Consider the following 22,315-nt stretch of genomic DNA (forward strand, 5'->3'; position numbering starts at 1 on the left):
CACCACCCTGCCGGGGCGTGTCACAGTCTGCGCCATGCCCCGCCGATACAGCCTCGACCCGGCGATGCCTGTGCTGCTACGGCCCGACGGCACCGTCCAGGTGGGATGGGATCCGCGGCGCGCGGTGACAGTGCGGCCACCCCGTGGGCTGAGTCCAACCGCACTGGCCGGTGTGCTGCGGATGATGCAAGCCAACGCAGCTGACGAGGATCTGGTCCGCGAGCTCGCCCGCCGTGGCAACCCGGACGAGGCGGTCGACACCGCCGAATTCGACGGCCTGGTCACTGCTCTGATCGGCGCCGGGGTCGCCCGACCCGACCAGCCGCACCGCCCGGGACGGGCACCGGCGATCCGGATCCACGGTCGAGGTCCCCTGGCCGATCTGATCACCGACGCGATGCGCTGCTCGGGCACGTTGGTCAAGCACAGCAGCCACCCACACGCGGTGGTCAATCCCGACAACACCGATCTTGTGGTGTTCACCGACTTCTTGGTGATCGACTCGCGACTGCTGCGTGATCTGCACGACGCCCGCATCCCCCACCTGCAGGTGCGGATGCGTGACGGCAGGGGTCTGGTGGGCCCGCTGGTACTGCCCGGTCTCACCAGCTGCCTGGGCTGCGCGGATCTGCACCGCAGCGACCGAGATGCCGCCTGGCCGGCGGTGGCCGCCCAGCTACGCGACACGGTGGGCACCGCCGCCAGGGCCACGGTGCTCGCGACCGCCGCATTGGCGTTGGGACAGATCGACACGGTACTGGCGGCGGTCCGCGGTGGACCCGAAAATGCGTTGCGGGCACCGGCCACTCTGTCGACAACCCTGGAATTCGACTCCACTACCAGCACGATCGCCAGCCGGCATTGGCCCCGGCACCCGCTGTGTGGTTGCTGACCTCGACGGTTATCTGATCGTGGCGCACCGGATTCGCCCGGTCATGGATGATGGACTGGTGGCAGACATCAAACGGGGACGCGCAGCCCGCAACGCGAAACTGGCGACGTTGCCCATGGGCTTCGCCGGCCGGGCCGCGATCGGCGTCGGGAAGCGGTTGACCGGAAAGTCGAAGGACGAGGTCAACGCCGAGCTGATGGAGAAAGCCGCCAACCAGCTGTTCACCGTTCTCGGCGAACTCAAGGGTGGAGCCATGAAGGTCGGCCAGGCCCTGTCGGTGATGGAAGCCGCGGTACCCGAACAGTTCGGCGAGCCGTATCGCGAAGCGCTGACCAAACTCCAGAAGGACGCGCCGCCGCTACCGGCTGCGAAGGTCCACCGGGTCCTCGATTCGCAGCTCGGCACCAAATGGCGCGAGCGGTTCACCAGCTTCGACGACATCCCCATCGCTTCGGCCAGCATCGGGCAGGTGCACAAGGGCATCTGGTCCGACGGTCGAGAGGTGGCCGTCAAGATCCAGTACCCGGGTGCCGACGAAGCGCTGCGCGCTGACCTCAAGACGATGAAGCGCATGGTGAGCATCTTCAAGCAGCTCTCCCCCGGCGCCGACGTCCAAGGCGTGGTCGACGAGCTGATCGAGCGCACCGAGATGGAACTCGACTACCGGCTCGAAGCCGACAACCAACGCGCGTTTGCGGCCGCCTATGAGGGCCACCCCCATTTCGTGGTCCCCCGGGTCGTCGCCAGCGCCCCGAAAGTTGTTGTGGCGGAATGGATCGAAGGCGTCTCGCTGGCCCACATCATCCGTCACGGCACTCAGGATCAACGAGACCTGATGGGCTATCGGCTGTTCGAGCTGACCGACGATGCGCCGCGCCGGCTGGAGATGATGCACGGCGACGCCCACCCGGGCAACTTCATGCTGCTCCCGGGCGACAAGATGGGTGTCATCGACTTCGGGGCGGTCGCGCCATTGCCCGGCGGCATGCCCGTCGAGCTCGGGCGGATCCTGCGGTATGCGGTGGACAAGAACTACGACAAACTGCTGCCGACAATGGAACAGATCGGGTTCATCCAGAAGGGTGAGCGCGTCGAACCCCGCGAGATCGACGACATGCTCAAGCAATACGTGCAGCCGCTCGAAGTCGAGGTGTTCCACTACAACCGCAAATGGCTGCAGAAGCTCGCCACGGTGGACTTCGAACGGGCGCCGGGGCAGATCAGGACGGCACGACAGATGAACATCCCACCGCGGCTGATCATCCCGATGCGCGTGATCGCCTCCATCGTCGCGATCTCATGCCAGCTCGACGCGCACGTCCCGGTCCGCGGCATCGCCGACAAACTGGTACCCGGGTTCGCCGACCCGGACTAGATCTCCACCACGCCGGCCAGAGCAGCGGCCAGCGCGTCATCGGAGAGCGGATCGTCGGACAACCCACCGGCCAGGTAGGCGTCATAGGCGCCGAGCTCGAGCAGGCCATGTCCGGACAGTCCCACCACGATCACCTGATCTCCGCCGGCGAGCGCCTCACGACGCGCCTGGGCCAGCGCGTGGGCCGACTCCGGGGCCGGCACGATGCCCTCGGAACGAGCGAATTGCAATGCCACATCGAAGCATTCGCTCTGCGGCAGGGCAACAGCCTCGAGCAGCCCCTCCGCCACCGTATGAGACACCAAAGGTGCCATCGCGTGGTAGCGCAACCCACCGGCATGGATGGGCGACGGCACGAAGTCATGCCCCAGGGTGTACATCTTCATCAGAGGGGTCATGCCGCCGGTATCACCGAAGTCATAGCGAAACTCACCGCGGGTCAGTGACGGGCACGACGTCGGTTCGACAGCGAGCAGCCGAGGCGCCTGCGCACCGGCCAGCTTCTCGCGCAGGAACGGGAACGTCAACCCGGCCAGATTGGAACCGCCACCGGCACAACCGATCACCAGATCGGCACCGGTTTCACCTGCCAGCGCAAGCTGCTTGAGCGCTTCCTCACCGATGATGCTCTGATGTAGCAGCACATGATTGAGCACCGACCCCAGCGCATATTTGGTGGAGTCGTCCTGCGCGGCGATCTCGACGGCTTCGGTGATCGCGATGCCGAGCGAACCCGGATGATCCTGTGCCAGGGTGCGGCCGAACTCGGTCAGCTGACTCGGCGAGCGGTGCACCTTCCCGCCGAACACCTCGATCAGGGTGCGCCGCTGCGGCTTACCGTCATAGGACGCACCGACCTGCCATACCTCGCACTCCATCCCGAACAGCGCACACGCGTACGCCAGCGCCGTGCCCCACTGTCCGGCACCGGTCTCGGTGGTCAACCGGGTGGTGCCGTGCAGGGCGTTGTAATACACCTGGGGCACCGAGGTGTTGGTCTTGTGCGAGCCGGCCGGCGAGACCCCCTCGTACTTGTAGTAGATGCGTGCCGAGGTACCCAGCACCCGCTCCCACTGGCGGGCCCGCACCAGCGGAGACGGCCGGTACTGCCGGTAGACCTGCCGAACCGGTTCCGGGATCTCGATGTAACGCTCGGTGCTGACCTCCTGGGCGATCAGCTCCGGCGGGAACAGTGCCGCCAGGTCATCGGGATTGATCGGCTCGCGGGTACCCGGGTGCAGCGGTGGGGGCGGCGGCACGGGCAAATCCGCGACGATGTTGTACCAGTGAGTCGGCATCTCCGACTCCTCCAACACGTAGCGGACCTGCTCGCTCATACACCCTTGCCTTTCGTTCGCGGGGAATCCGCGACAGCTTAGCTGCCGCGATTTCGGTCAGGCCGCAACGGAATCTTTCCGGGGGCGTCCCCGTGGCCGCTTGCGGGCGACGATCGAGCCGCGCTCGAAAATCTCGCCGCCCCACACCCCCCACGGCTCCTCCCGTTCGAGAGCCGCAGCCAGGCACTGCCGCCGAACCGGACATTGCGCGCACAGCACCTTCGCACGCTCCAGGTCGACGGGGGTGTCGGCGAACCACAGATCGGGTTCGCCGCCATGGCACGGCAGCACCGGCAGATTCTGCTTGTCTTCAACCGCAGGGACTGTCAGGGCTGACATGTCCTTCACCTGCTTCCTCGTCTCGTAGCTTGTCTCTTGGCTTCGAGATCCGGACCTGGTGTTCGGGTTTGTCGTCCCGATAAACACTTGTGGCCACGGATCCGGGTGACTTCGGGTCCGTGGCCAAATGGCGCTGCGTCGGGCTTCTAGATGAAACCCCGATCCACGGACGTGTCAGTCGCGACGGCGGTGCGGCGCTTGCGCTGCGGCGCAATGGCCTCGACCGCCCAGGCGGCATGGGCCGCGGGGGCGATACGTCGCACCGTCAATCCGGCAATGCCGGGATTGACCGCGTCAGAAGCATCGAGAGCCCCAGCTGCATATGCCGAACCGGCTACACCGAATGTCACAAATTCATTCATCGGGGCTTCTCCTTCCTTCGTGTCGCGGGCGGCGTCAGTCGACGGCCGTGGGTCGTTCGGGTTCGAGGCTAGATGGTCAGCAGGCTGATACACAAGCAATTTTCTGACCTGCGTAAACAAGATTCCGCCAACCCGACACCCGATCAGCCCCGGGCACGCACCAACTCCAGGAGGTCGGCCCCGAACTGTTCGAGCTTGCGCGCCCCGATACCCGGTATCGCCACCAGTCCGGCCTCATCGGTGGGCAGCGTCTCAGCGATCGCGATCAGCGTGTTGTCGCTGAAGACGACAAACGCGGGGACCTTGAGGTCCTTGGCCGTCCGCGACCGCCAGTCCTTGAGTTCGCCCAGCAGTTTGTCGTCGATGTCGGAGGCGCAGGTTTCACAGCGCCGCAGCATGATTGCGGCCGGCGAGCTCAGCTCCGCATTACACACTCGGCACCGTTTCGGCGCGCCGCGCGGACGCCGCGACGCCCCCGAGCGGTCCGGCGGCGGCTTCGGGGTGATGCTGGCCAGGAACCGCGACGGACGCCTGCTCTGCCTGCCGCCCGGAGTTCTCGACAATGCCCAGCTCAGGGTCAGATGAACGCGCGCCCGGGTGATTCCGACATACAACAGCCGGCGTTCCTCTTCGACGGCCTCGCTATCGGGGCCATGGGACAGCGCATGTGAAATCGGCAGCGTGCCATCGGCCACACCGACCAGGAACACCGCGTCCCACTCCAGGCCCTTGGCCGCATGCAGCGACGCCAGCGTCACCCCCTGAACCACCGGTGGGTGCCTGGAGTCGGCGCGTACCCGCAACTCGGCAACCAGCCCGGCCAGATCCAGCTCGGGGCGAACAGCGACCTCGTCGTCGACCAGTTCAGCCAGGGCCGTCAGCGCATCCCATCGTTCCCGGACCCGAGTACCCGCCGGCGGCTCGGCGGTGAGCCCCAGCGGCTCGAGCAGCCCACGCACCAACTCCGGCAGGTCGGTGTCCCCGGCGCCCCGTTCCGCGGCACGCTGCAATGCCACCAGCGCCTGGCGGATCTCCTGACGGCTGAAGAAGCCTTCCCCACCCCGAACCTGAAACGCCACCCCCGCCTCGGTGAGCGCTTCCTCATAGGCCTCGGACTGGGCGTTGATCCGGTACAGCACGGCGATCTCGGCAGCATCGGTACCCGACTCGATGAGCCCCTTGACCGCCCGCGCGACCGCCGCCGCCTCCGCCACCTCGTCCGGATACTCCCGCAACAACGGTCGCGGTCCAGGAGGACGCTGACCGACCAGGTGCAGCCTGCTGCCCGCCACCCGGCCCCGGGCGTCGGAGATGACCCGGTTGGCCAGCTCCACCACCTGCGGCGTGGACCGATAGTCACGCTCGAGACGCACCACCGTCGCATCGGGGAAACGACGGGAGAAATCCAACAGATACCGCGGCGAGGCACCGGTGAACGAGTAGATGGTCTGATTGGCATCGCCGACCACTGTCAGATCGTCCCGCTCGCCGAGCCAGGCCGACAGCACCCGCTGCTGCAGCGGGGTCACGTCCTGATACTCATCCACCACAAAGCAGCGGTACCGGTCCCGGAACTCCGCGGCCACCGCCGCGTCGTTCTCGATGGCCCCGGCGGTGTGCAGCAGCAAATCGTCAAAATCCAAGAGGGCGACATCGCCGCGGGCTTTCAGCTGCTCGTAACCGGCGTAGACCGTGGCGATCCGGGTGGCGTCCATCGGAATGTCACGCCCCTGCTCAGCGACAGCTACCGCGTACTGCTCCGGGGTGATCAGCGACGCCTTGGCCCATTCGATCTCGCCGGCGAGATCCCGCACGTCGTCGGTGCTGGCCTGTACCCGGGCGCGATTAGCCGCCTGCGCGACGACGGAGAACTTGCTGTCGAGCAGTTGCCAGCCGGTGGAGCCGACCACCCGGGGCCAGAAGTAGGCCAACTGACGGCGGGCCGCAGCGTGAAACGTCAGCGCCTGTACCGCCCCGACCCGTGCGTCGGTCTGTGCCTCGGCGTCGAGACCACGCAACCGGCTGCGCATCTCCCCCGCCGCCCGGGACGTGAACGTCACCGCCAGCACCTGGCTGGCCGCGACATGACCGGCACCGACCAGATGGGCGATGCGGTGGGTGATGGTGCGGGTCTTACCGGTGCCGGCGCCGGCCAGGACACAGACCGGCCCGCGACCGGCCAGAACGGCCTCACGTTGTTCCTCGTCGAGACCCGCGGTCAGGACGTTGTCGGTCGGCATGGGGTTCATCATCGCAGCGGCCTGCGACACACCGTGCGCCGAGCGGCCCCAGCCACCGCTTTCCCGACCATCCGGCAAGATGGAGCCATGACGGTTAGCGAACTCACCATGTACTCGACGACCTGGTGTGGATACTGCAAGCGCCTCAAAGTGGCGCTCAAAGCAAAAGGCATCGCCTACACCGAGGTCGACATCGAGATGGAACCCGAGGCCGCGAAGTTCGTGCAATCGGTCAACAACGGCAACCAGACCGTGCCCACCGTCAAGTTCGCCGACGGTTCGACGATGACAAACCCGAGCATCCGGGACGTCGAAGCCAAGCTCGCCGAACTCTCCCTCACCTAGCCTTCGGCGTGAGCCCAGGACTCGATGATCTCCCTGGCTATCGAAATCGAGCCGGGTAGAAGCAGTTTCGATTCCGACGCGGCGGCGCTACTCCAGTCGCCGATGTCCAGGGCAGCCAGTACCTCGGCCCGGGTGAACCAGTGGGCCTCGGCGATCTCGCCGTCGTTGAACGCGAACACCTGGTCCGGGTCGGCGACGGCGTGGAAACCGACCATCAACGAGCGCGGGAACGGCCACGGCTGGCTGCCGAGGTAACGGACGTCACGCACCGTCAGCCCGACCTCCTCGGCGATCTCCCGGGCCACGCACGTCTCGAACGACTCCCCGGCTTCGACGAATCCCGCCAACAGCGAGAACATCCGATCGGGCCACACTGTCTGGCGCGCCAGGACCACCCGGTCGGCGCCGTCATGCACCAGGCAGATCACTGCCGGATCGATGCGCGGGAACTCCTCGCGCCCGGTCACCGGGTCGATCCGCGACCAGCCACCTTTGATGGGTGTCGTCGGGGCACCGTCGACCGCACTGAAGCGCGAGTTGTCATGCCAGTTCAGCAATGCCGTAGCCGAGGACACCAGCTGCGCACTCACATCGTCGAAAACGGTTCCAGCACGGCGTAAATCGAGGACATGTACATCGGCGCCGTCCTCCGGATCCGGCAACGGACCCCGGATCGCCCACACGTGCCGGCCACCGTCGACCCGACCGAGGAACACTGCGTCGGCCGGTGGGCTGTCACCCAGCCCTTCGGAGGTGTTCAAGACGACGTGCCCGTCGGAGATCAGGACCTGGCCACGGCCGTCGACCCGCAACACCGCCGCATCCGCCCAGCCCGCGATCGCGGCATCGACGTCGGTGCGCAGCTGATCGGAGCGGTCCGCACCGACCCGCGACAACAGCGGGACATTCCGCAGTTGGAAATCAGCCACGGTCCTCCTCCGCGCTGCGCACGTAGAGCAGCCGATCAGTGGCTTCCACCGCATCCACTTCGGGATCACTGACCTGCCTGAGCTGTCCATCCCGCACCACACCCAGCACGATGTCTTTGAGGTGCCGAGGCGAACCGCCGACCTCCTTCGGTTCGACCTCCCGCTCGGCGATGGCAAAACCGGCGTCCGGGGTCAGGAGATCCTCGATGAGCTCCACCACATTTGGTGTCGTGGTGGCGATGCCGAGCAGTCGACCCGCGGTTTCCGAGGACACCACCACCGAGTCCGCGCCGGATTGCCGTAGCAGATGCTGATTCTCGGCCTCCCGGATCGAGGCGATGATCTTGGCTTTGGGTGCTAGTTCTCGCGCAGTGAGGGTCACCAGAACCGCGGTGGGATCACTGTTGGTGGCCACGATGATCGCCGCGGCATGCTGGGCGCCCGCCAGCCGCAGCACATCGGAGCGGTTGGCGTCACCACGTACGGTCACCAGACCGGCCTGGCTGGCACGATCGAGCGAAGCCTGATCGGTGTCGACGACGACGATGTCGCCGGGTTTGACATTGTCGCCGACCATCGCGGCCACAGCGGTTTTACCCTTGGTGCCGTAGCCGATGACGATGGTGTGATTACGCACGGAATTCCTCCAACGCTGGATCTTGAGAGCTTGGCGTGAGGCTGCGGTGAGGGTCTCGACGGTGGTGCCGATGAGCACGATCAGGAAGGCCACGCGCAGTGGCGTGATCACCAGGACATTGACCAGCCGAGCCGTCTCGGTGACCGGGGTGATGTCGCCGTAGCCGGTCGTCGACAACGACACCGTCGCGTAGTACAGACAATCCAGGAACGACAGCCCGCCTGGCACCGGCTCGCTGCCGATATCGCGGTAGCCGTCACGGTCGAGGTACACGATGAGCACCGCCGCAAACAGCGCACCCAAGGCGTACAGGACTCGCATGAAGATCCTGCGGGCCGGGCTGACAAAGTTCTCCGGGATATGCAGGTACTCGACCAGAGCCGCATCTGGCTTGGCGGTCAACGCCTCATCGAGACGGCGGAGCCGGCGCCGCAACCTGTTCTTGGCCACTACGTCTATCTCCGCACGTCTATCTCCGCGTCCCACGAGGAGAGTCCGGACCGAATTCCGGCTTCCTCATCGGGTCGTCCCGTCGCACGACATCATGTAACCATGAAGCCGAGGACAGCATGCCTGTGAACACCACCGGCACAGCCAACCAGACCCGCGCCTACCGTTTGGCGGCGATGCTCGCCGGCGTCGGCGTCGTGCATTTTGTGGCCCCCAAATCGTTCGACTCGATCATCCCGGTAGAGCTGCCCGGTAGCCCCCGGTTCTACACCTATGCCTCCGGGGTCGCCGAACTGGGCACCGCGGCGCTGCTGGTGGCACCGTCGACGCGACGGTTGGGCGCACTCGCGGCCGTTGTGCTGTTCATCGGTGTGTTCCCCGGCAACCTGAACATGGTGCGGCTGTGGTGGCACAAGCCATGGCCGCTGCGACTGGTGGCCATTGCCCGGCTGCCACTGCAAATCCCGATGATCACCGAGGCGTTGAAAGTCAGACGGAACTCCTGACGTCCGCCGGTGCCGCGATCAGAGCCGTCAGCTCATCGCGGCCCGGGACGACCTGCGGGGCGATGGTGCGACCGCTGCGCACGTAGTGAAACACCGCCCGCACCGAGGATTCCGGGCAGCCTTGCAACGCCGCACACGCCAATCGGTACACGCCGAGCTGAACAGCGGCCTGCAGTAGCCCCTCCTCACCGGCCGGTGGCGCACCCGTTTTCCAGTCGAGCACCGTGAAACCGCCATCGGTATCAGCGAACACCGCATCGATCCGGCCCCGCACCACGTGGCCGCCGATCTCCATCTCGAAAGGCACCTCGACGTCGATCGGCGTCCGCGCCGCCCACGGCGACGCCATGAACGCCGCCTGCAGGTCCTCCAACTCCTCGGCCCCTGCCGCGGCCAGCTCGCCGTCAACGGCCCCGGGCAGATCCTCGAGGTCGAACAACCGCTCCGCGCCGTAGAACCGCTGCACCCAATCGTGGAAAGCCGTACCCAGCAATGCGTTCGGATCGGGCCGCACCGGAAGCCGGCGATGCAGCCGGCGGATCGCGGCACCACGGTCACGCCCGAGTTCCACCAGACTGCTGACCGACAACTGACCCGGAAGCACGTCGCTGGGCGGCTCGGGCGTGCGGTCACGTTCGGCCAGCAGCGCATCGACATCGGCGGACCAGGCGTCATCCGACCCGGCCACCTCGGACGGCTCGGCGAGCAGCGCCGCCTGCACCAGTGCGGCGCCGCGCTCGACATCACTGCGCTGCAACGCCGCCGGGTCGGCCGGCCAGACAGCCTCGACGACCCGGTCTCGCAACGGGTTCGGCTCCCCCTCAGCCGGCGCTGCCGCCCACTGCTCGATCACTCCACACGGAATCCCCTCGGCGGCAGCACCGTCGATGATGTCCTTGAGCTCGACGAGGAAATCCGACGGCCCCCGCGGTTTTCCCTCGGTGGCGCCCCAGTGATGCCCGGACAGCAACAACGTGTCCTCGGCCCGGGTGATTGCCACATAAAGCAGCCGACGTTCCTCGTCGATACGCCGCTGATCCAGCTGAGCACGATGCGTGTTCACGGTGTCGGACAGCTGTTTTCGGTTCGTCACGGTGGTGGTGTCGAGCACCGGCACCCCGTGGTCGCCGAGCCCGGCCCGGTCCCCCCGCAACAATGGTGGCAGCTCACCCGCATCGGTAAGCCAGGTGCTGCGCGCAGCCGTGGACGGGAAGACCCGCCCGGCCAGGTGCGGCACCGCAACCACTTCCCATTCCAGCCCTTTGGCCGCATGCACGGTGAGGATCTGCACCCGATCGGGCGAGACCGACACCTCAGCCGGCGCCAGCCCGTTCTCCACCTCCTGCGCCGCCTCCAGGTAGGCCAACAGACCCGCGATGTCATTACCGGACCCGGTGGCGCCACGGGCGGCGTAGGCGTCGACAACATCGGCGAACGCATCGAGCTGCTCAGCACCTGACCAGCCCTGCCCGCCGGCCGGCAGCGACCGGGCTTCGATGTCGACACAGCTGACCCGGCGGATCTCGGCCACCAGGTCGGACACCGAATAACCGAGCTGGGCGCGCAGCATCGTCAACTCCTCACCGAGAGCACAGATGCGCTGATACCCGGCAGCCGAATACGCCTCCGCAGCACCCGGATCGCAGATGGCGTCGGCCAGGCAGGGGGCGTCGGCATCAGGCGCGGACTGCGCGACCACCGCTTCAGCGCCGTCGACGCCGCCGGCCGGTGTCGGGTCCAGCTGCCGTGCCCGCCGCCACAGCTCCGCGATATCGCGGCCCCCCAGACGCCAGCGCGGTCCGGTCAGCACCCGCATGGCCGCGGGTCCGGCCGTCGGATCGGCGACCAAACGCAGCATTGCGACCACATCGGCCACCTCGTCGATCGCCAGCAGACCGGCGAGCCCCACCACTTCCACCGGCACACCGCGGACGCGCAACGCGGTGGCCATCGGCACCGCGTCGGCATTACGCCGAACCAGCACCGCGGCGGTGGGCGGGGCGGTACCGGCCGCAGCAGCCGTTGTGTATCGGGCAGCCAATTGATCTGCCACCCAATCACGTTCGGTCTCCACATCGGAAAACAGCGCGCACCGCACGGTACCGTCCGCCGCGCCGGGACGAGCCCGCAGCTCACGCACCGCCACCGAGCGGCGCCGCGCTTCCTCCGAGATGGCATTGGCCACCCGCAGCGTGCTCGGCGGGTTACGCCAGCTGGTCCGCAGTTCCAATGCCGGCGCCGGCGTGCCGTCCGCGTGCGGGAAGTCGGTGGTGAAGCGCGGCAGGTTGGTCGCCGAGGCGCCACGCCAACCGTAGATCGACTGGATGGGGTCACCGACTGCCGTCAACGCCAGCCCGTCGTCGGCACCACCGCCGAACAGACCCGACAACGCAACCCGCTGCGCGTGACCGGTGTCCTGATACTCGTCGAGCAGTACCACCCGGAACCGTTGCCGCAGTTGAGCTCCGACTTGCGGGAACTCCGATGCCAGCCGCGCCGCCGCCGACATCTGCATCCCGAAGTCCATGGCTTTTTCGGCACGTAACCGGTCATGAAGTGCTTCGATGAGTGGCACCAGTTCGGCGCGATCTGTCTGGGCTGCCAGCATGCGCAGGAGCCACTGGCTGGGCCCGCGGTCCCGCTGGAACGGCGCCGCGGGCAGCGCGTGTACCAGCCGTTCCAACTCCAGATGGGTATCACGCAGCTGGTCGGTGCTGACAAGATGCTCGGCGAGCTGACCGGACAGCCGCAACACCATGGCTGTCACCGCGGCCGGTGTCTTGGTGGTGTCCAGTTCGCCGGGGTAACCGCACACCACGTCGTAGGCCAGCTGCCACAATTCGGTTTCCGAGAGCAGCTTGCTGTCCGGTTCCACCGGGAGCAGCAGTCCGTGCTCACGTAGCAGCGTCCCCGCGAACGCGTGGTAGGTGCTGACGGTGACGGGTTCCATGGTGTCGAACGCAACCAGCCCGGTGCCCGCAAGCCGGCTCAACCGTGACCGCACCCGGCGCAACAGCTGACCGGCCGCTTTTCGGGTGAACGTCAACCCCAGCACCTGCCCCGGATCGGCAAAGCCGTTGGCCACCAGCCACACCACCCGGGCCGCCATGGTCTCCGTCTTGCCCGCACCGGCACCGGCGATCACCACCACAGGCCCCAGCGGGGCCGCTATCACCGCGGCCTGCTCGTCGGTGGGCTGCGGAAGACCAAGGGCAGCAGCGAGTTCGGCGGGGCTGAACCGGGGACCGGGCGCTGCCGCGGGGGTCATCGACACTCTTTTCCAGCGTTGTGGGCAGGGCAGAACGGGCGGATCGGACAATGCGCGCATCCGTCATTGACACGGGCAATGTACTGCGGACCCGCCGTGGCCGCCGCCGCCTGCCGGATCTGGGCGCGCCACAGGTCGCGGTTGTCCGCCGTCATCGCATCCTGGCTGCGCTCGGTGGCGCCGCCGGCGCCGATCTTGCCGAGATACACCAGCCGGGCGCCGCCGGGATCAGTGCCCTCCGGCAACACCCCTTCGGCGATCGCGAGCTGATACAGCGCCAACTGGGCGTGACGTTGCGCGTCGTCCTTGCTGACAGGGGTCTTGCCGGTTTTGAGGTCCACGACCACCAGACGCCCTTCGGCGTCACGTTCGAGTCGGTCGACACGACCCCGTACCCGCACTCCCGGCCCGTCACCGTCGGCGGCGACCAGCTCACCGTCGATGTCGACTTCCACACCCACTTCGGTGAGCTCGTGCCGGGTGTCCTGCTGCCACTGGACGAACGCGTTCAGCATCTCTCGATGCCGATTCAGTTCATTGCGGGCGAACCATTGGGCCTCGAACGGCAACTGCTGCCAGATGGCGTCGAGATCGGCCGTCAGTTGCGATTCGCTACGGTCCGGCTGCGCGACCAACGCATGCACCAATGAACCCACGGTAGAACGCAGCTCGCGCGGATCGTCGCCACCATGGCGTTCGAGCAGCCAGCGCAGCGAACAATCCTGCAATGTCTGCAGCGTCGACGGAGACAAAGTGACAGTGTGGTCCGCACCGCTCCACAACGGCTCCTCGGTGCTCACCGCTGTCATGCCGTACCAGCCCGCAGGATCAGCACCGGGCACACCGGCTTTCGCCAAACGGGCCAACTGCGCGGCCGCGCTGATCCGGGTCTGCTGATCGACCGTTTCCGCCGGCGCGCACACCACCGCACGTAGCCGGCCGATCACCGCCGGTGCCGACAACACCGGAGGCGCGACAACAGGCACCGGCGCCAGCACATCGTCACCGTCACGCTGCTCAGCGGTGGCGACTGCGGCGATGTCATAGAAGAACGGCGACGGGATCGCCAAACCATCGGTCTGGCTGCCGTCGCCCTCGACCGCGGTCACCACCAGCCGCCGGCGAGCCCGACCCATCGCGGTGACCAACAGCCGCCGTTCGTCGGCGACCAACGGTGCCCGCATCGAGGCGTCGGTGCCGATCCCGTCGAGGCTGTCGAGCAACCGCTGTGTTCCGAGGATGCCACCCCGGGGAATCGTATTGGGCCACAGACCCTCTTGCAGACCGGCGATGACCACAACATCCCATTCGCCGCCGATGGCCTGATGCGGGCTCAGCAACGTCACCGCCTCGGGTGCCGTGACCGGCTCTACCGCACGCACCGGCAGCGCCAGCGCTTCCACATGGTCGACCAAACCAGCCACCGAAGCGCGGGCGGTGTGTGCCACGTAGGACTCTGCGACGGCGAACAACTCCGTCACGATGTCGAGATCGCGGGTGGCGCGCACCCCGCCGGGGCCGCTTCGCTCACTGAGCGCAACCAGTCGCCGTTGCAGACCGGATCGGTGCCACGCCTCCCACAACACCGATCGAGGGTCTTGGCTGCGGCCGCTGGTCACCGCCTCGAGCACCGCCCGGACCCGGCGCAGCGGCCGGGCCTGCGCGGCGGCAAGACCGGCGGGGATACCGTTGCTCACAGCGGCCGCCAGCAGATCGCCGAAATCGCTTGCCGCCCGGGCATCGAGGCGGCGCAGCGACCTCCGCAACTGCCGCAGAGACACCGGGTCGACCCGACCGATGGGTCCGGTCAACAACAGCAGGGCACGCTCGCCGGTGAGCTCACCGACACCGGCAGCCAAGGCCGTGAGCAGCGCCCGGACCACTGCGTTGTCGGGCAGCGGTGCGTGAGCGGCCGGTGGGGCGACCGGCACGCCGGCGGCCATCAGCGTCCGGGGCAGACCACCCACCCGCGGTACCGACCGCACGATCACCGCCATCTGCGACCAGGGCACACCGTCGATCAGGTGGGCCCTGCGCAGCGTGTCCGCGATCAGCGCCGCCTCGGCATGCCCGGAAGCGGCAAGCCGGGCGGTGACCGAACCCGGCGCATCACCGCTGCCCGCGATGACACGAGCCGGTGCCGCTCCGGGCAAGGCCGCCGTCATGGTGTTGATCGCCGCCGCGACCGCGGACGCACATCGATGGCTGGTGTCCAGCACCACCGCAGGCGATTCCCCCGACAACAGCAGGGCCGGGTCGGCCCCCCGGAAGCCGAAGACCGCCTGGTTGGGGTCACCGGCGAGCACCGCGAGGTCCACCCCCGCGGCAAGCGCACGGACCAGACGGGCGGCCTGTGGATCGAGATGTTGGGCATCATCGACGAGCAGCGTGCCGATCCTGGCATGTTCGGCAGCCAGCAGATCAGGGTCGGTGGCAAAGGCCTCCAACGCCGCCCCGACAAGCTCGGCCGCCCCCAGCGCGGGCACCGTGGCCTGCGGCGCGGCCATGCCTACCGCCGAGCGCAGCAACATCACCTGTTCGTATTGCTGCGCGAACCGGCCCGCCGCGGTCCATTCCGGGCGCCGCGCCGCGCGTCCCAGCCGCTGCAACTGCTGCGGGTCGATTCCCCGCTCGGCGCAGCGCGCCAGCAGATCACGCAGCTCAGTAGCGAATCCCGCGGTGCCCAGTGCCGCGTGCAGGCCAGTGGGCCAGGTCCGGGCGCCATCCTCGATGTCGCCGGCCAACAGCTCCCTGATGATGCCGTCCTGCTCGGCACTGGTGATCAGGCGCGGCGGCGGGTCACCGGCACGTTGGGCCGCCAACCGCAGCACCGCAAACGCGTACGCATGCAGGGATCGGACCAGCGGTTGCCGCACCACAGCCTGCCGCGGGGCGTGATCGCCGGCAGCCAGCAATGCCGACGTCAACGCGCCGCGGACCCGCAGCCCGGGACGCCCGGAACCGGTGAGCACCAGCACGGATTCGGTATGGGCCCCCGCTGCGATGCGGGCGGCCGCGATATCCACCAGCAGAGCGCTCTTTCCCGTGCCCGGGCCACCGAGGACCCGGACCACACCGTGAACCTGTGGGTCGAACAGGGCCGACGCAGCCGCAGTCCACTGACGGCCAACGCTGGGTGCCGAGGTCGATGCGGTCATGACCGAAATGACACCACGGCGGTCCGACAAATCCGCCGTGCTGGCACCATCAAGGTGTGCCCAAGCCACTCCACGTCCACCGATACGGTCCCGACGCACCCCCACAGGTGCTCGCCATCCACGGATTGACCGGTCACGGCCGTCGCTGGGAACACCTGGCCGCTGACCACCTTCCCGATATCGCGATGGCCGCACCAGATCTGCTGGGGCACGGTCGCTCGCCGTGGCAAGCACCCTGGACCATCGACGCCAACACCAGCGCACTCGCCGAGTTGGTGGCAGAACCCGTTGTGGTGGTGGGCCACTCATTCGGCGGAGCGATCGCGCTGCACCTGGCGGCCACCCACCCCGAATTGGTGAAAGGCCTGGTACTCCTGGATCCGGCGGTGGGATTGGACGGCGAGTGGATGCGCGACATCGCCGACTCGATGCTGGCATCCCCCGACTACCCCGATCGCGCCGAAGCCCGCGACGAGAAGAGGTTCGGATCGTGGGATGACGTCGACGACACCCAACTCGACGCCGAACTCGACGAGCACCTGATCGAACTCGACAGCGGCCGAGTCGGTTGGCGAATCAACATCCCCGCGATGATGTCCTATTGGAGCGAGCTGACCCGACCGATCTGCCTGCCGGCCAAGCAAACTCCCACCGTCCTGCTCCGGGCGACCCGGACCTCACCGCCGTTTGTCACCGATGCGGCGCTGACCGGACTACACGAAAGGCTCGGCGGGGCTTTCGAGCTCATCGACGTGGACTGCAATCACATGGTCGCACAAGCTGAACCCGCCAAGACCGCTGCCGTGATCCGTCAACTACTGGCGGCCTGACCATGGCGCCCGTCACCGACCACCAGGTGGAACGAGTACGCGCGCTGGTTGCGGCCATCCCGTCGGGCAAAGTGGCCACCTATGGCGACATCGCAACGGCTGCAGATCTTTCCAGCCCGCGTATCGTGGGCTGGATCATGCGCACCGACTCCTCGGACCTGCCCTGGCACCGGGTGATCACCGCATCCGGCCGGCCCGCCGCGCACCTTAGCACCCGCCAACTGGAGCTACTGCGCGCCGAAGGCGTGCTGGCCACCGACGGTAAGGTCCCGCTCGCCGAAGTCAGGCATCGGTTCTAGAGCGTCAACCGCACCAGCGCCGCGGTACGCGCCAGACCGGGGAACGCCGCGGCCGTCGACCGTGGATGCAGAGCATGCACCGCCAGTCGGAACATCAACGCACGCAGCAACATCTGGGGCCACTCCGGTAGCGCGCTCCACCGCTCGATCAAACCGTCGTCGGCCTCACCCCAGGCCAACGCGTCGACAACGGCGACCCCGGCCGCCCACGAGGTGGGGCGCCAGTAGGGCGTGATGTCGGTGATCCCCGGAGCCGCGGTCCCGGCGAACAGAACGGTTCCGTACAAGTCGCCGTGCACCAACTGGTTTGGGCTCTTCGTCGGCTTCCGCAGGGTGGCAAGTTGGTTGATCAGATCCACCGAACGCTGACCGTCGGAGGATCCCGGCGACACCCGCGCTCCGGCAGGCAACGTGTGCAGTGGCCGTTCCTCCCACGCCGCCCGATCGGCTGCGATGAACACATCCACGTCGCCCCACGGCGCCACCGGCGGCTGCGTCAAGAACCGCGGGCGTTCCAGCTTGGCAGTCGCCTCATGCAGTCGCACCGCGGCCGAGACCACCTCGTCGTGGCGAGGCTCCGGAGTTCCGGCGACATAGGTATCGCCACGCCAGCCCGAGACCACGTACCGGCCATCGGTGGAGCGGACCGGCCGAGCCAACCGAACCCCGTCGACAAACAACGTTTCCCGGATCTTGGCCGACCATGCGGCCCGCGCGTGATCAGCCACCATGGACAGCACCACTTCGCCGCAGCGCCAGCCACCTTCCCAGCTCGAACCAAGAGAGGTAGGTCGCGCTCCCCCGAGCCCGAACGCCGCCAGCACATGATCGGGCGGCGCATTGACAGTCATGGGCCTCAGCCTATCGTCGCGACCCCGGGTAACCGTGGCGCTGACCAGCATCCGTCAATTTGTGTCGCGCGGGGACCGACGAGATCAGTACATCACCCAGCCCCCGCCGACCAACGCAGGCCACACCTACGCGGGGGCCGACGAGGTCAGTACATCACCCAGCCCCCGCCGACCAACGCAGGCCACACCTACGCGGGGACCGACGAGGTCAGTACGTCACCCAGCCCCCGCCGACCAACGCAGGCCACACCTACGCGGGGGCCGACGAGGTCAGTACGTCACCATGTCCGGTTCGATCTGGTTGGCCCACGCCACGATTCCGCCCTGCAAGTGCATCGCATCCGCAAATCCGGCCTTCTTCACCACCGCCAACGCCTCCGCCGAACGCACTCCGGTCTTGCAGTACAGCACCGGTATCCGGTCATGCGGCAGTTTTGCCAGTCCATCACCGGCTTCGATCGTCGACTTGGGCACCAACTCCGCACCCGTGATGTGATTGATATCCCATTCGACAGGTTCCCGGACGTCGATCAGCGCCACGTTCTTGCCGGAGTCCAGCAGGTCACGCAATTCACGCGGGGTGATCGTCGAACCTGCCGCCGCATCCACCGCCTCGTCGGAGACGACGCCACAAAACGCGTCGTAATCGATGAGCTCGGTGATCTTCGAGGTCGCGGGGTCCTTGCGGATCTTGATGGTGCGGTACGTCATGTCCAACGCGTCGTAGACCATCAACCGGCCCAGCAGGGGGTCACCGATACCGGTGATCAGCTTGATGGCCTCGGTGCCCATGACCGAGGCGATCGACGCACACAGGATGCCGAGCACGCCTCCCTCAGCACACGACGGCACCATGCCCGGTGGCGGTGGCTCGGGATAGAGATCTCGGTAGTTGAGTCCGAGGCCGTCGGGGGCGTCCTCCCAGAACACCGACACCTGGCCTTCGAACCGGTAGATCGAACCCCACACGTAGGGCTTGCCCGCCAGCACTGCCGCGTCGTTGACCAGGTATCGGGTGGCGAAGTTGTCTGTCCCGTCGAGAATCAGGTCGTACTGCTCGAAAAGCTCGACCGCATTGTCGGAATCCAGACGTATCTCGTGCAGGTTCACCTGGACCAGGGGGTTGATCTCACGCACCGAATCGCGCGCGCTCTCCGCCTTGGAGCGCCCGATGTCCGATTGCCCGTGGATGATCTGTCGTTGCAGGTTGGACTCGTCGACCACATCGAAGTCGACGATTCCGATGGTCCCGACCCCGGCGGCGCCCAGATACAGCAGCGTCGGCGAGCCCAGACCCCCGGCACCGATGACCAGTACTCGCGCGTTCTTCAGCCGCTTCTGCCCATCGACACCCATGTCCGGAATGATCAGATGCCGGCTGTAGCGCGAAACCTCTTCACGCGTCAGTTCGGCTGCTGGCTCCACCAGCGGCGGCAACGACGACACCGTTTTCTCCTCGGTTGCATTAGGGATGCGCTCCACGCGAGCGCCGAGTCCTATCAACAACGGTAATCGTCGCGCACACCTTCCCGGAAGCCCGGCCCTGCGTCGACTGGATCGGCCGGTGCCCCAACGCGCCTCAGGCGATCGGATAGGGCCAGGGGTTGAACCGGCAGCTCAGCCCGTTGGCCGGGATCGTGCCGGGGTCGAAGAGCGCGGCGTCGTTGTTCGCCGTGGAGAAGGTCTGCTGCATCATGATCGGCGCCAGCTCGCCGTTGGCCGCGCACGCCTCGTGCTGCCGGTAGCCGATGGCGTGGCCGACCTCGTGGTTGATCACATATTGCCGGTAGGAACCGACGTCACCCTGGAACGGCACCGCACCCCGCACCCAGCGCGCTTCGTTGATGAACACCCGCGGCTCGGGCGCGGCGCCCGGCGCCGAGCTGTAAGCCGGGTTGTAACACGAGGCTTCGAGCTGGATCTCGTAACCGCACCCTTCGCGGATGGTCAACGGTGAGGTCAGCGAGACGCGAAAGTCCGGTTCGGCGCCGGCAGTGTCGTCGACCCGGACGAAGGCGAACTGAGGATTGTGCACCCAGCTCTTGGGGTTCGACAGCGTCTGGCTGACCATCTCGGCGAACCCGTCGTCACCCCCGAACGACGTGGTCTCCAGACCGTCCTCGACCTCGACGGTGTAGGTGAAGACCTTGGCCGTGCCCTGACCGATCTGCGGCACAGTACCGGGCACCACATGCCACGTTCTGGCGCCGGCCTCCGTGAACGGCCCGCCGGCAGGCAGGATTCCGGTGGGCAGATTGGCGTCGAACTCGGTCAATCCCTTCGGGGGCGCGCCGATGATCGCCGTGGACTCGACCCCGATCGTCGGCGGACCCTGCACCGGCTCTTCGGAGGCGGCGGGGGCTTCCATCGTGGACCCGGTGATGGTCTGGTAGATCACCAACACCGTGACCACCACCAAGATGGGCAACGCGTAGGCGCGCCAGCCGTAAGTGGAGATGAACCTGCCGAGCCAAGTCTGCTTGCGCCAACGCTGGCGCTCGTCGCGGTTGGACCGGACCCGTCCGGAATCTCCTGCCAGCGGGTCGCGTTGCGCGCGCAGCGGCTCTCGCCACTCGCTACGCAACACAGGCGCAGGACCGGGCCCGCGACGCCCTGGGTCGAAGGTCACCGCCCCAGGATGGCACAACCGCGCAGCCGGGCGTTCTCGGCACGCCCGGATCGGGGCGTCGGACTGTCGATTCGCCGGTTCACGAGGATCGGGTAGTAATGTCGTCCCGATGGGCATGCGTAGAGTTCGCGCACTCGAAAGTGCAGGACAACCGCTGCCGCCCGGTCCGTAACCAGATAGAGGAACTGATGAGCGATCTCGCCAACACCACCCAACGGCGGGGCGCCAAATCGGCCGCAGGAGACCGACCAGCAAGCGGCTCTACGGGCACGAACCGGCGCGGTAGCAGACTCCCCCGCGACGAACGCCGTGGACAGTTACTCGGCGCCGCGAGTGAGGTTTTTGTCGAACGCGGCTATCACGCAGCGGGCATGGACGAGATCGCCGATCGCGCCGGAGTGAGCAAACCTGTTCTGTACCAACACTTTGCGAGCAAGCTGGAGCTGTATCTCGCGGTGCTGGCGCGCCATGTCGACAATATGGTCTCCAGTGTGCGGCAAGCCCTGCGCACCACCACTGACAACCGGCTTCGGGTCCGCGCCGCCGTTCAGGCATTCTTCGAATTCATCGAGCATGACGGCCAGGGTTACCGGCTGATCTTCGAAAACGACTACGTCTCCGAACCGCAGGTCTCGGCTCAGGTGAAGGTGGCCACCGAGGCGTGCACCGACGCGGTGTTCGACCTCATCAGCCATGATTCCGGTCTTGATCCCCACCGAGCACGGATGATCGCCGTCGGGCTGGTGAGCATCAGTGTCGATTCAGCACGCTACTGGCTGGACAATGACCGCCCCATTTCCCGGGAAGATGCCATCGAAGGCACCGTCGCATTCATCTGGGGCGGTCTGTCACACGTTCCGCTTACTCGGTCGTAACGGGCGGCGTCACCGGGCCGCTGCCGATACCGAAGCCGACCCGTCGGCTGTCGGCCGGGCCGAGTTCGATGTAGGCGATCTTCGCCGCCTGAATGATGAAGCGGCGCCCCTTTTCGTCGAGCAGGGTAAGTACCCCATCCGCCTGACTCAGCGCGCTGGTCACCTGCTTCTCCAGCGCATCAGGTGTCTCCGCGCTGACGAACGCAAGCTCGCGCGGACTGTCTGCGACACCGATCTTGACCTCCACGCTGAACCCTTTCCCTTCGAAGCAATTACGTGTGAAGGCTAATGGACGCGGGCGCCCAGGGTTCACTCCCTGGGTTTCGCGAGTAGCGAAGGCCGGCCGGTACCACCGCAGAACTGCCCCGATGAGATCCGTGACGCCTCCCCGACACGCCTTGCCGGCTACCCCTCCACCGCACGTCAGGGCCATATGATCGTGTGAAGAAAGTGGCAGGAGTGATCCAAGTGAAAAGGAAGCCCTGGGCGGTGCTCCGATGAACAAACCGTATTGGAGCGGTGCGGGAAGCCGCGCCGGCAGCAGCTATGCCGATGACCCCGACGCTCCCACCGGTCGGATCAACACTGCGGACCACACCCCCGATGACCACGACGGCACCGGCTTCTACAGCAGCGGCGGTTACCGCACCACCGACCAGTACCGCGCCGAGCGTCATGCCGGAATCGACCACGACGATGCCGGTTACGACCACGACGACGGCTACCGGCCCGACACCCGGTGGCGCCTGATCGCCGGCATGGCCGTCGCCGTCCTACTGGCCGCCGTGGTGGCGATTGTCCTGGTGATGCGCAGCGAAGACACCACGCCGACGGCCCAGACCGAGAACACCCCGCCCGCGACCTCGACCGCACCTCGGACCGTCGTGGCCACCGTGCCGCCCAGCGCGGCACCGCCACCGCCGGCCCAGCTCTCCCCCGAGACCGTCGTCACCATCACCACCGACCCTCCGCCGGCGACCCACGCCGCCGCAC

Annotated in this window: 19 protein-coding genes and 1 pseudogene; 8 read left to right on the plus strand and 12 right to left on the minus strand. The window is 67.1% G+C overall.

All coding sequences use genetic code 11. The features are described 5' to 3' along the window. The first annotated feature begins 34 nt into the window (after positions 1-34). Positions 35-892 (plus strand): cyclodehydratase, encoded by an 858-nt coding sequence (locus WBB07_RS12950; RefSeq protein ID WP_526308263.1) that lies wholly within the window; start codon positions 35-37, stop codon positions 890-892. Between the two features lie 43 nt (positions 893-935). Further along, positions 936-2,267, plus strand: coding sequence for a macrolide-binding ATPase MABP-1 (locus WBB07_RS12955; RefSeq protein WP_526308299.1), 1,332 nt, complete (start codon positions 936-938; stop codon positions 2,265-2,267). Here the strand turns inward: WBB07_RS12955 and WBB07_RS12960 are convergent. The 4 genes from WBB07_RS12960 to WBB07_RS12975 form a co-directional block, all read right to left on the minus strand. Next, positions 2,264-3,604 carry a TrpB-like pyridoxal phosphate-dependent enzyme gene (locus tag WBB07_RS12960; protein WP_526308265.1) on the minus strand — a complete coding sequence of 447 codons (1,341 nt, stop codon included), beginning with the start codon at positions 3,602-3,604 and terminating at the stop codon, positions 2,264-2,266. The genes WBB07_RS12955 and WBB07_RS12960 overlap by 4 nt on opposite strands. A 57-nt stretch (positions 3,605-3,661) precedes the next feature. Continuing rightward, positions 3,662-3,943 (minus strand): WhiB family transcriptional regulator, encoded by a 282-nt coding sequence (locus WBB07_RS12965; protein WP_526308267.1) that lies wholly within the window; start codon positions 3,941-3,943, stop codon positions 3,662-3,664. A 146-nt stretch (positions 3,944-4,089) separates the two neighbouring features. After that, entirely contained in the window at positions 4,090-4,305 is a 216-nt protein-coding gene (locus tag WBB07_RS12970; protein WP_526308269.1) for a hypothetical protein, read from the minus strand. Between the two features lie 143 nt (positions 4,306-4,448). Beyond that, the gene (locus WBB07_RS12975) at positions 4,449-6,545 is read right to left on the minus strand and encodes a UvrD-helicase domain-containing protein (RefSeq protein ID WP_526308271.1); all 2,097 of its coding nucleotides are present in this window, start codon (positions 6,543-6,545) and stop codon (positions 4,449-4,451) included. 87 nt (positions 6,546-6,632) lie between these two features. Between WBB07_RS12975 and WBB07_RS12980 the strand changes: the two genes are divergently transcribed. Next, positions 6,633-6,890, plus strand: a complete 258-nt coding sequence (locus tag WBB07_RS12980; RefSeq protein ID WP_526308273.1) for a mycoredoxin — start codon at positions 6,633-6,635, stop codon at positions 6,888-6,890. Here the strand turns inward: WBB07_RS12980 and nudC are convergent. Both nudC and WBB07_RS12990 read right to left on the minus strand, forming a co-directional pair. Beyond that, complete coding sequence (nudC, locus tag WBB07_RS12985; protein WP_526308275.1) at positions 6,887-7,819, minus strand: NAD(+) diphosphatase; 933 nt, start codon at positions 7,817-7,819, stop codon at positions 6,887-6,889. The two genes, WBB07_RS12980 and nudC, sit on opposite strands and share 4 nt — an antisense overlap. Continuing rightward, positions 7,812-8,906, minus strand: coding sequence for a potassium channel family protein (locus WBB07_RS12990; RefSeq protein WP_526308277.1), 1,095 nt, complete (start codon positions 8,904-8,906; stop codon positions 7,812-7,814). Before WBB07_RS12990 ends, nudC begins: the two co-directional genes overlap by 8 nt. Before the next feature lie 119 nt (positions 8,907-9,025). On the opposite strand from WBB07_RS12990, the gene WBB07_RS12995 reads away from it, so the two are divergent. Then, positions 9,026-9,412 (plus strand): DoxX-related protein, encoded by a 387-nt coding sequence (locus WBB07_RS12995; RefSeq protein WP_526308279.1) that lies wholly within the window; start codon positions 9,026-9,028, stop codon positions 9,410-9,412. Here WBB07_RS12995 and WBB07_RS13000 read toward each other — a convergent pair. Together WBB07_RS13000 and WBB07_RS13005 are read right to left on the minus strand one after the other, a co-directional pair. After that, positions 9,396-12,680, minus strand: a complete 3,285-nt coding sequence (locus WBB07_RS13000; RefSeq protein ID WP_526308281.1) for an ATP-dependent helicase — start codon at positions 12,678-12,680, stop codon at positions 9,396-9,398. The genes WBB07_RS12995 and WBB07_RS13000 overlap by 17 nt on opposite strands. Next, positions 12,677-15,838: a PD-(D/E)XK nuclease family protein gene (locus WBB07_RS13005; RefSeq protein WP_526308283.1), complete on the minus strand. Its 3,162-nt coding sequence runs from the start codon at positions 15,836-15,838 to the stop codon at positions 12,677-12,679. The genes WBB07_RS13000 and WBB07_RS13005 overlap by 4 nt, the downstream gene beginning before the upstream one ends. Positions 15,839-15,894: 56 nt before the next feature. Here WBB07_RS13005 and WBB07_RS13010 point away from each other — a divergent pair, with 56 nt between their 5' ends. Then, positions 15,895-16,668 carry an alpha/beta fold hydrolase gene (locus WBB07_RS13010; protein ID WP_526308285.1) on the plus strand — a complete coding sequence of 258 codons (774 nt, stop codon included), beginning with the start codon at positions 15,895-15,897 and terminating at the stop codon, positions 16,666-16,668. A gap of 2 nt (positions 16,669-16,670) precedes the next feature. Next, entirely contained in the window at positions 16,671-16,967 is a 297-nt protein-coding gene (locus WBB07_RS13015; protein WP_526308287.1) for an MGMT family protein, read from the plus strand. Here the strand turns inward: WBB07_RS13015 and WBB07_RS13020 are convergent. From WBB07_RS13020 to WBB07_RS13030, 3 genes are all read right to left on the minus strand, one after another. Further along, complete coding sequence (locus tag WBB07_RS13020) at positions 16,964-17,818, minus strand: TIGR02569 family protein (RefSeq protein ID WP_526308289.1); 855 nt, start codon at positions 17,816-17,818, stop codon at positions 16,964-16,966. The two genes, WBB07_RS13015 and WBB07_RS13020, sit on opposite strands and share 4 nt — an antisense overlap. Positions 17,819-18,088: 270 nt before the next feature. After that, positions 18,089-19,264: an adenylyltransferase/sulfurtransferase MoeZ gene (gene moeZ / locus WBB07_RS13025; protein WP_526308301.1), complete on the minus strand. Its 1,176-nt coding sequence runs from the start codon at positions 19,262-19,264 to the stop codon at positions 18,089-18,091. A gap of 133 nt (positions 19,265-19,397) precedes the next feature. Beyond that, positions 19,398-20,447 carry a DUF3152 domain-containing protein gene (locus WBB07_RS13030; protein ID WP_526308291.1) on the minus strand — a complete coding sequence of 350 codons (1,050 nt, stop codon included), beginning with the start codon at positions 20,445-20,447 and terminating at the stop codon, positions 19,398-19,400. Between the two features lie 188 nt (positions 20,448-20,635). On the opposite strand from WBB07_RS13030, the gene fasR reads away from it, so the two are divergent. Next, positions 20,636-21,322, plus strand: a complete 687-nt coding sequence (gene fasR / locus WBB07_RS13035; protein WP_526308293.1) for an HTH-type transcriptional activator FasR — start codon at positions 20,636-20,638, stop codon at positions 21,320-21,322. On the opposite strand, the gene WBB07_RS13040 is transcribed toward fasR, so the two are convergent. Further along, complete coding sequence (locus WBB07_RS13040) at positions 21,309-21,569, minus strand: DUF3107 family protein (protein WP_526308295.1); 261 nt, start codon at positions 21,567-21,569, stop codon at positions 21,309-21,311. The genes fasR and WBB07_RS13040 overlap by 14 nt on opposite strands. Positions 21,570-21,819: 250 nt before the next feature. Here WBB07_RS13040 and WBB07_RS13045 point away from each other — a divergent pair. Next, a pseudogene (locus WBB07_RS13045) lies at positions 21,820-22,315 on the plus strand (hypothetical protein); the annotation flags it as partial.

The organism is Mycobacterium sp., from assembly GCF_049647605.1.
Classification (GTDB): domain Bacteria; phylum Actinomycetota; class Actinomycetes; order Mycobacteriales; family Mycobacteriaceae; genus Mycobacterium.

Coding starts and splice junctions, on each gene's coding strand:
- fasR (WP_526308293.1), top strand. CDS start 20,636: ATGAGCGATCTCGCCAACACCACCCAACGGCGGGGCGCCAAATCGGCC.
- WBB07_RS12970 (WP_526308269.1), bottom strand. CDS start 4,305: ATGAATGAATTTGTGACATTCGGTGTAGCCGGTTCGGCATATGCAGCT.
- WBB07_RS12995 (WP_526308279.1), top strand. CDS start 9,026: ATGCCTGTGAACACCACCGGCACAGCCAACCAGACCCGCGCCTACCGT.
- WBB07_RS12950 (WP_526308263.1), top strand. CDS start 35: ATGCCCCGCCGATACAGCCTCGACCCGGCGATGCCTGTGCTGCTACGG.
- WBB07_RS12980 (WP_526308273.1), top strand. CDS start 6,633: ATGACGGTTAGCGAACTCACCATGTACTCGACGACCTGGTGTGGATAC.
- WBB07_RS12975 (WP_526308271.1), bottom strand. CDS start 6,545: ATGCCGACCGACAACGTCCTGACCGCGGGTCTCGACGAGGAACAACGT.
- WBB07_RS12955 (WP_526308299.1), top strand. CDS start 936: ATGGATGATGGACTGGTGGCAGACATCAAACGGGGACGCGCAGCCCGC.
- WBB07_RS13005 (WP_526308283.1), bottom strand. CDS start 15,838: ATGACCGCATCGACCTCGGCACCCAGCGTTGGCCGTCAGTGGACTGCG.
- WBB07_RS12965 (WP_526308267.1), bottom strand. CDS start 3,943: ATGTCAGCCCTGACAGTCCCTGCGGTTGAAGACAAGCAGAATCTGCCG.
- WBB07_RS12960 (WP_526308265.1), bottom strand. CDS start 3,604: ATGAGCGAGCAGGTCCGCTACGTGTTGGAGGAGTCGGAGATGCCGACT.
- WBB07_RS13015 (WP_526308287.1), top strand. CDS start 16,671: ATGGCGCCCGTCACCGACCACCAGGTGGAACGAGTACGCGCGCTGGTT.
- WBB07_RS13000 (WP_526308281.1), bottom strand. CDS start 12,680: ATGACCCCCGCGGCAGCGCCCGGTCCCCGGTTCAGCCCCGCCGAACTC.
- WBB07_RS13020 (WP_526308289.1), bottom strand. CDS start 17,818: ATGACTGTCAATGCGCCGCCCGATCATGTGCTGGCGGCGTTCGGGCTC.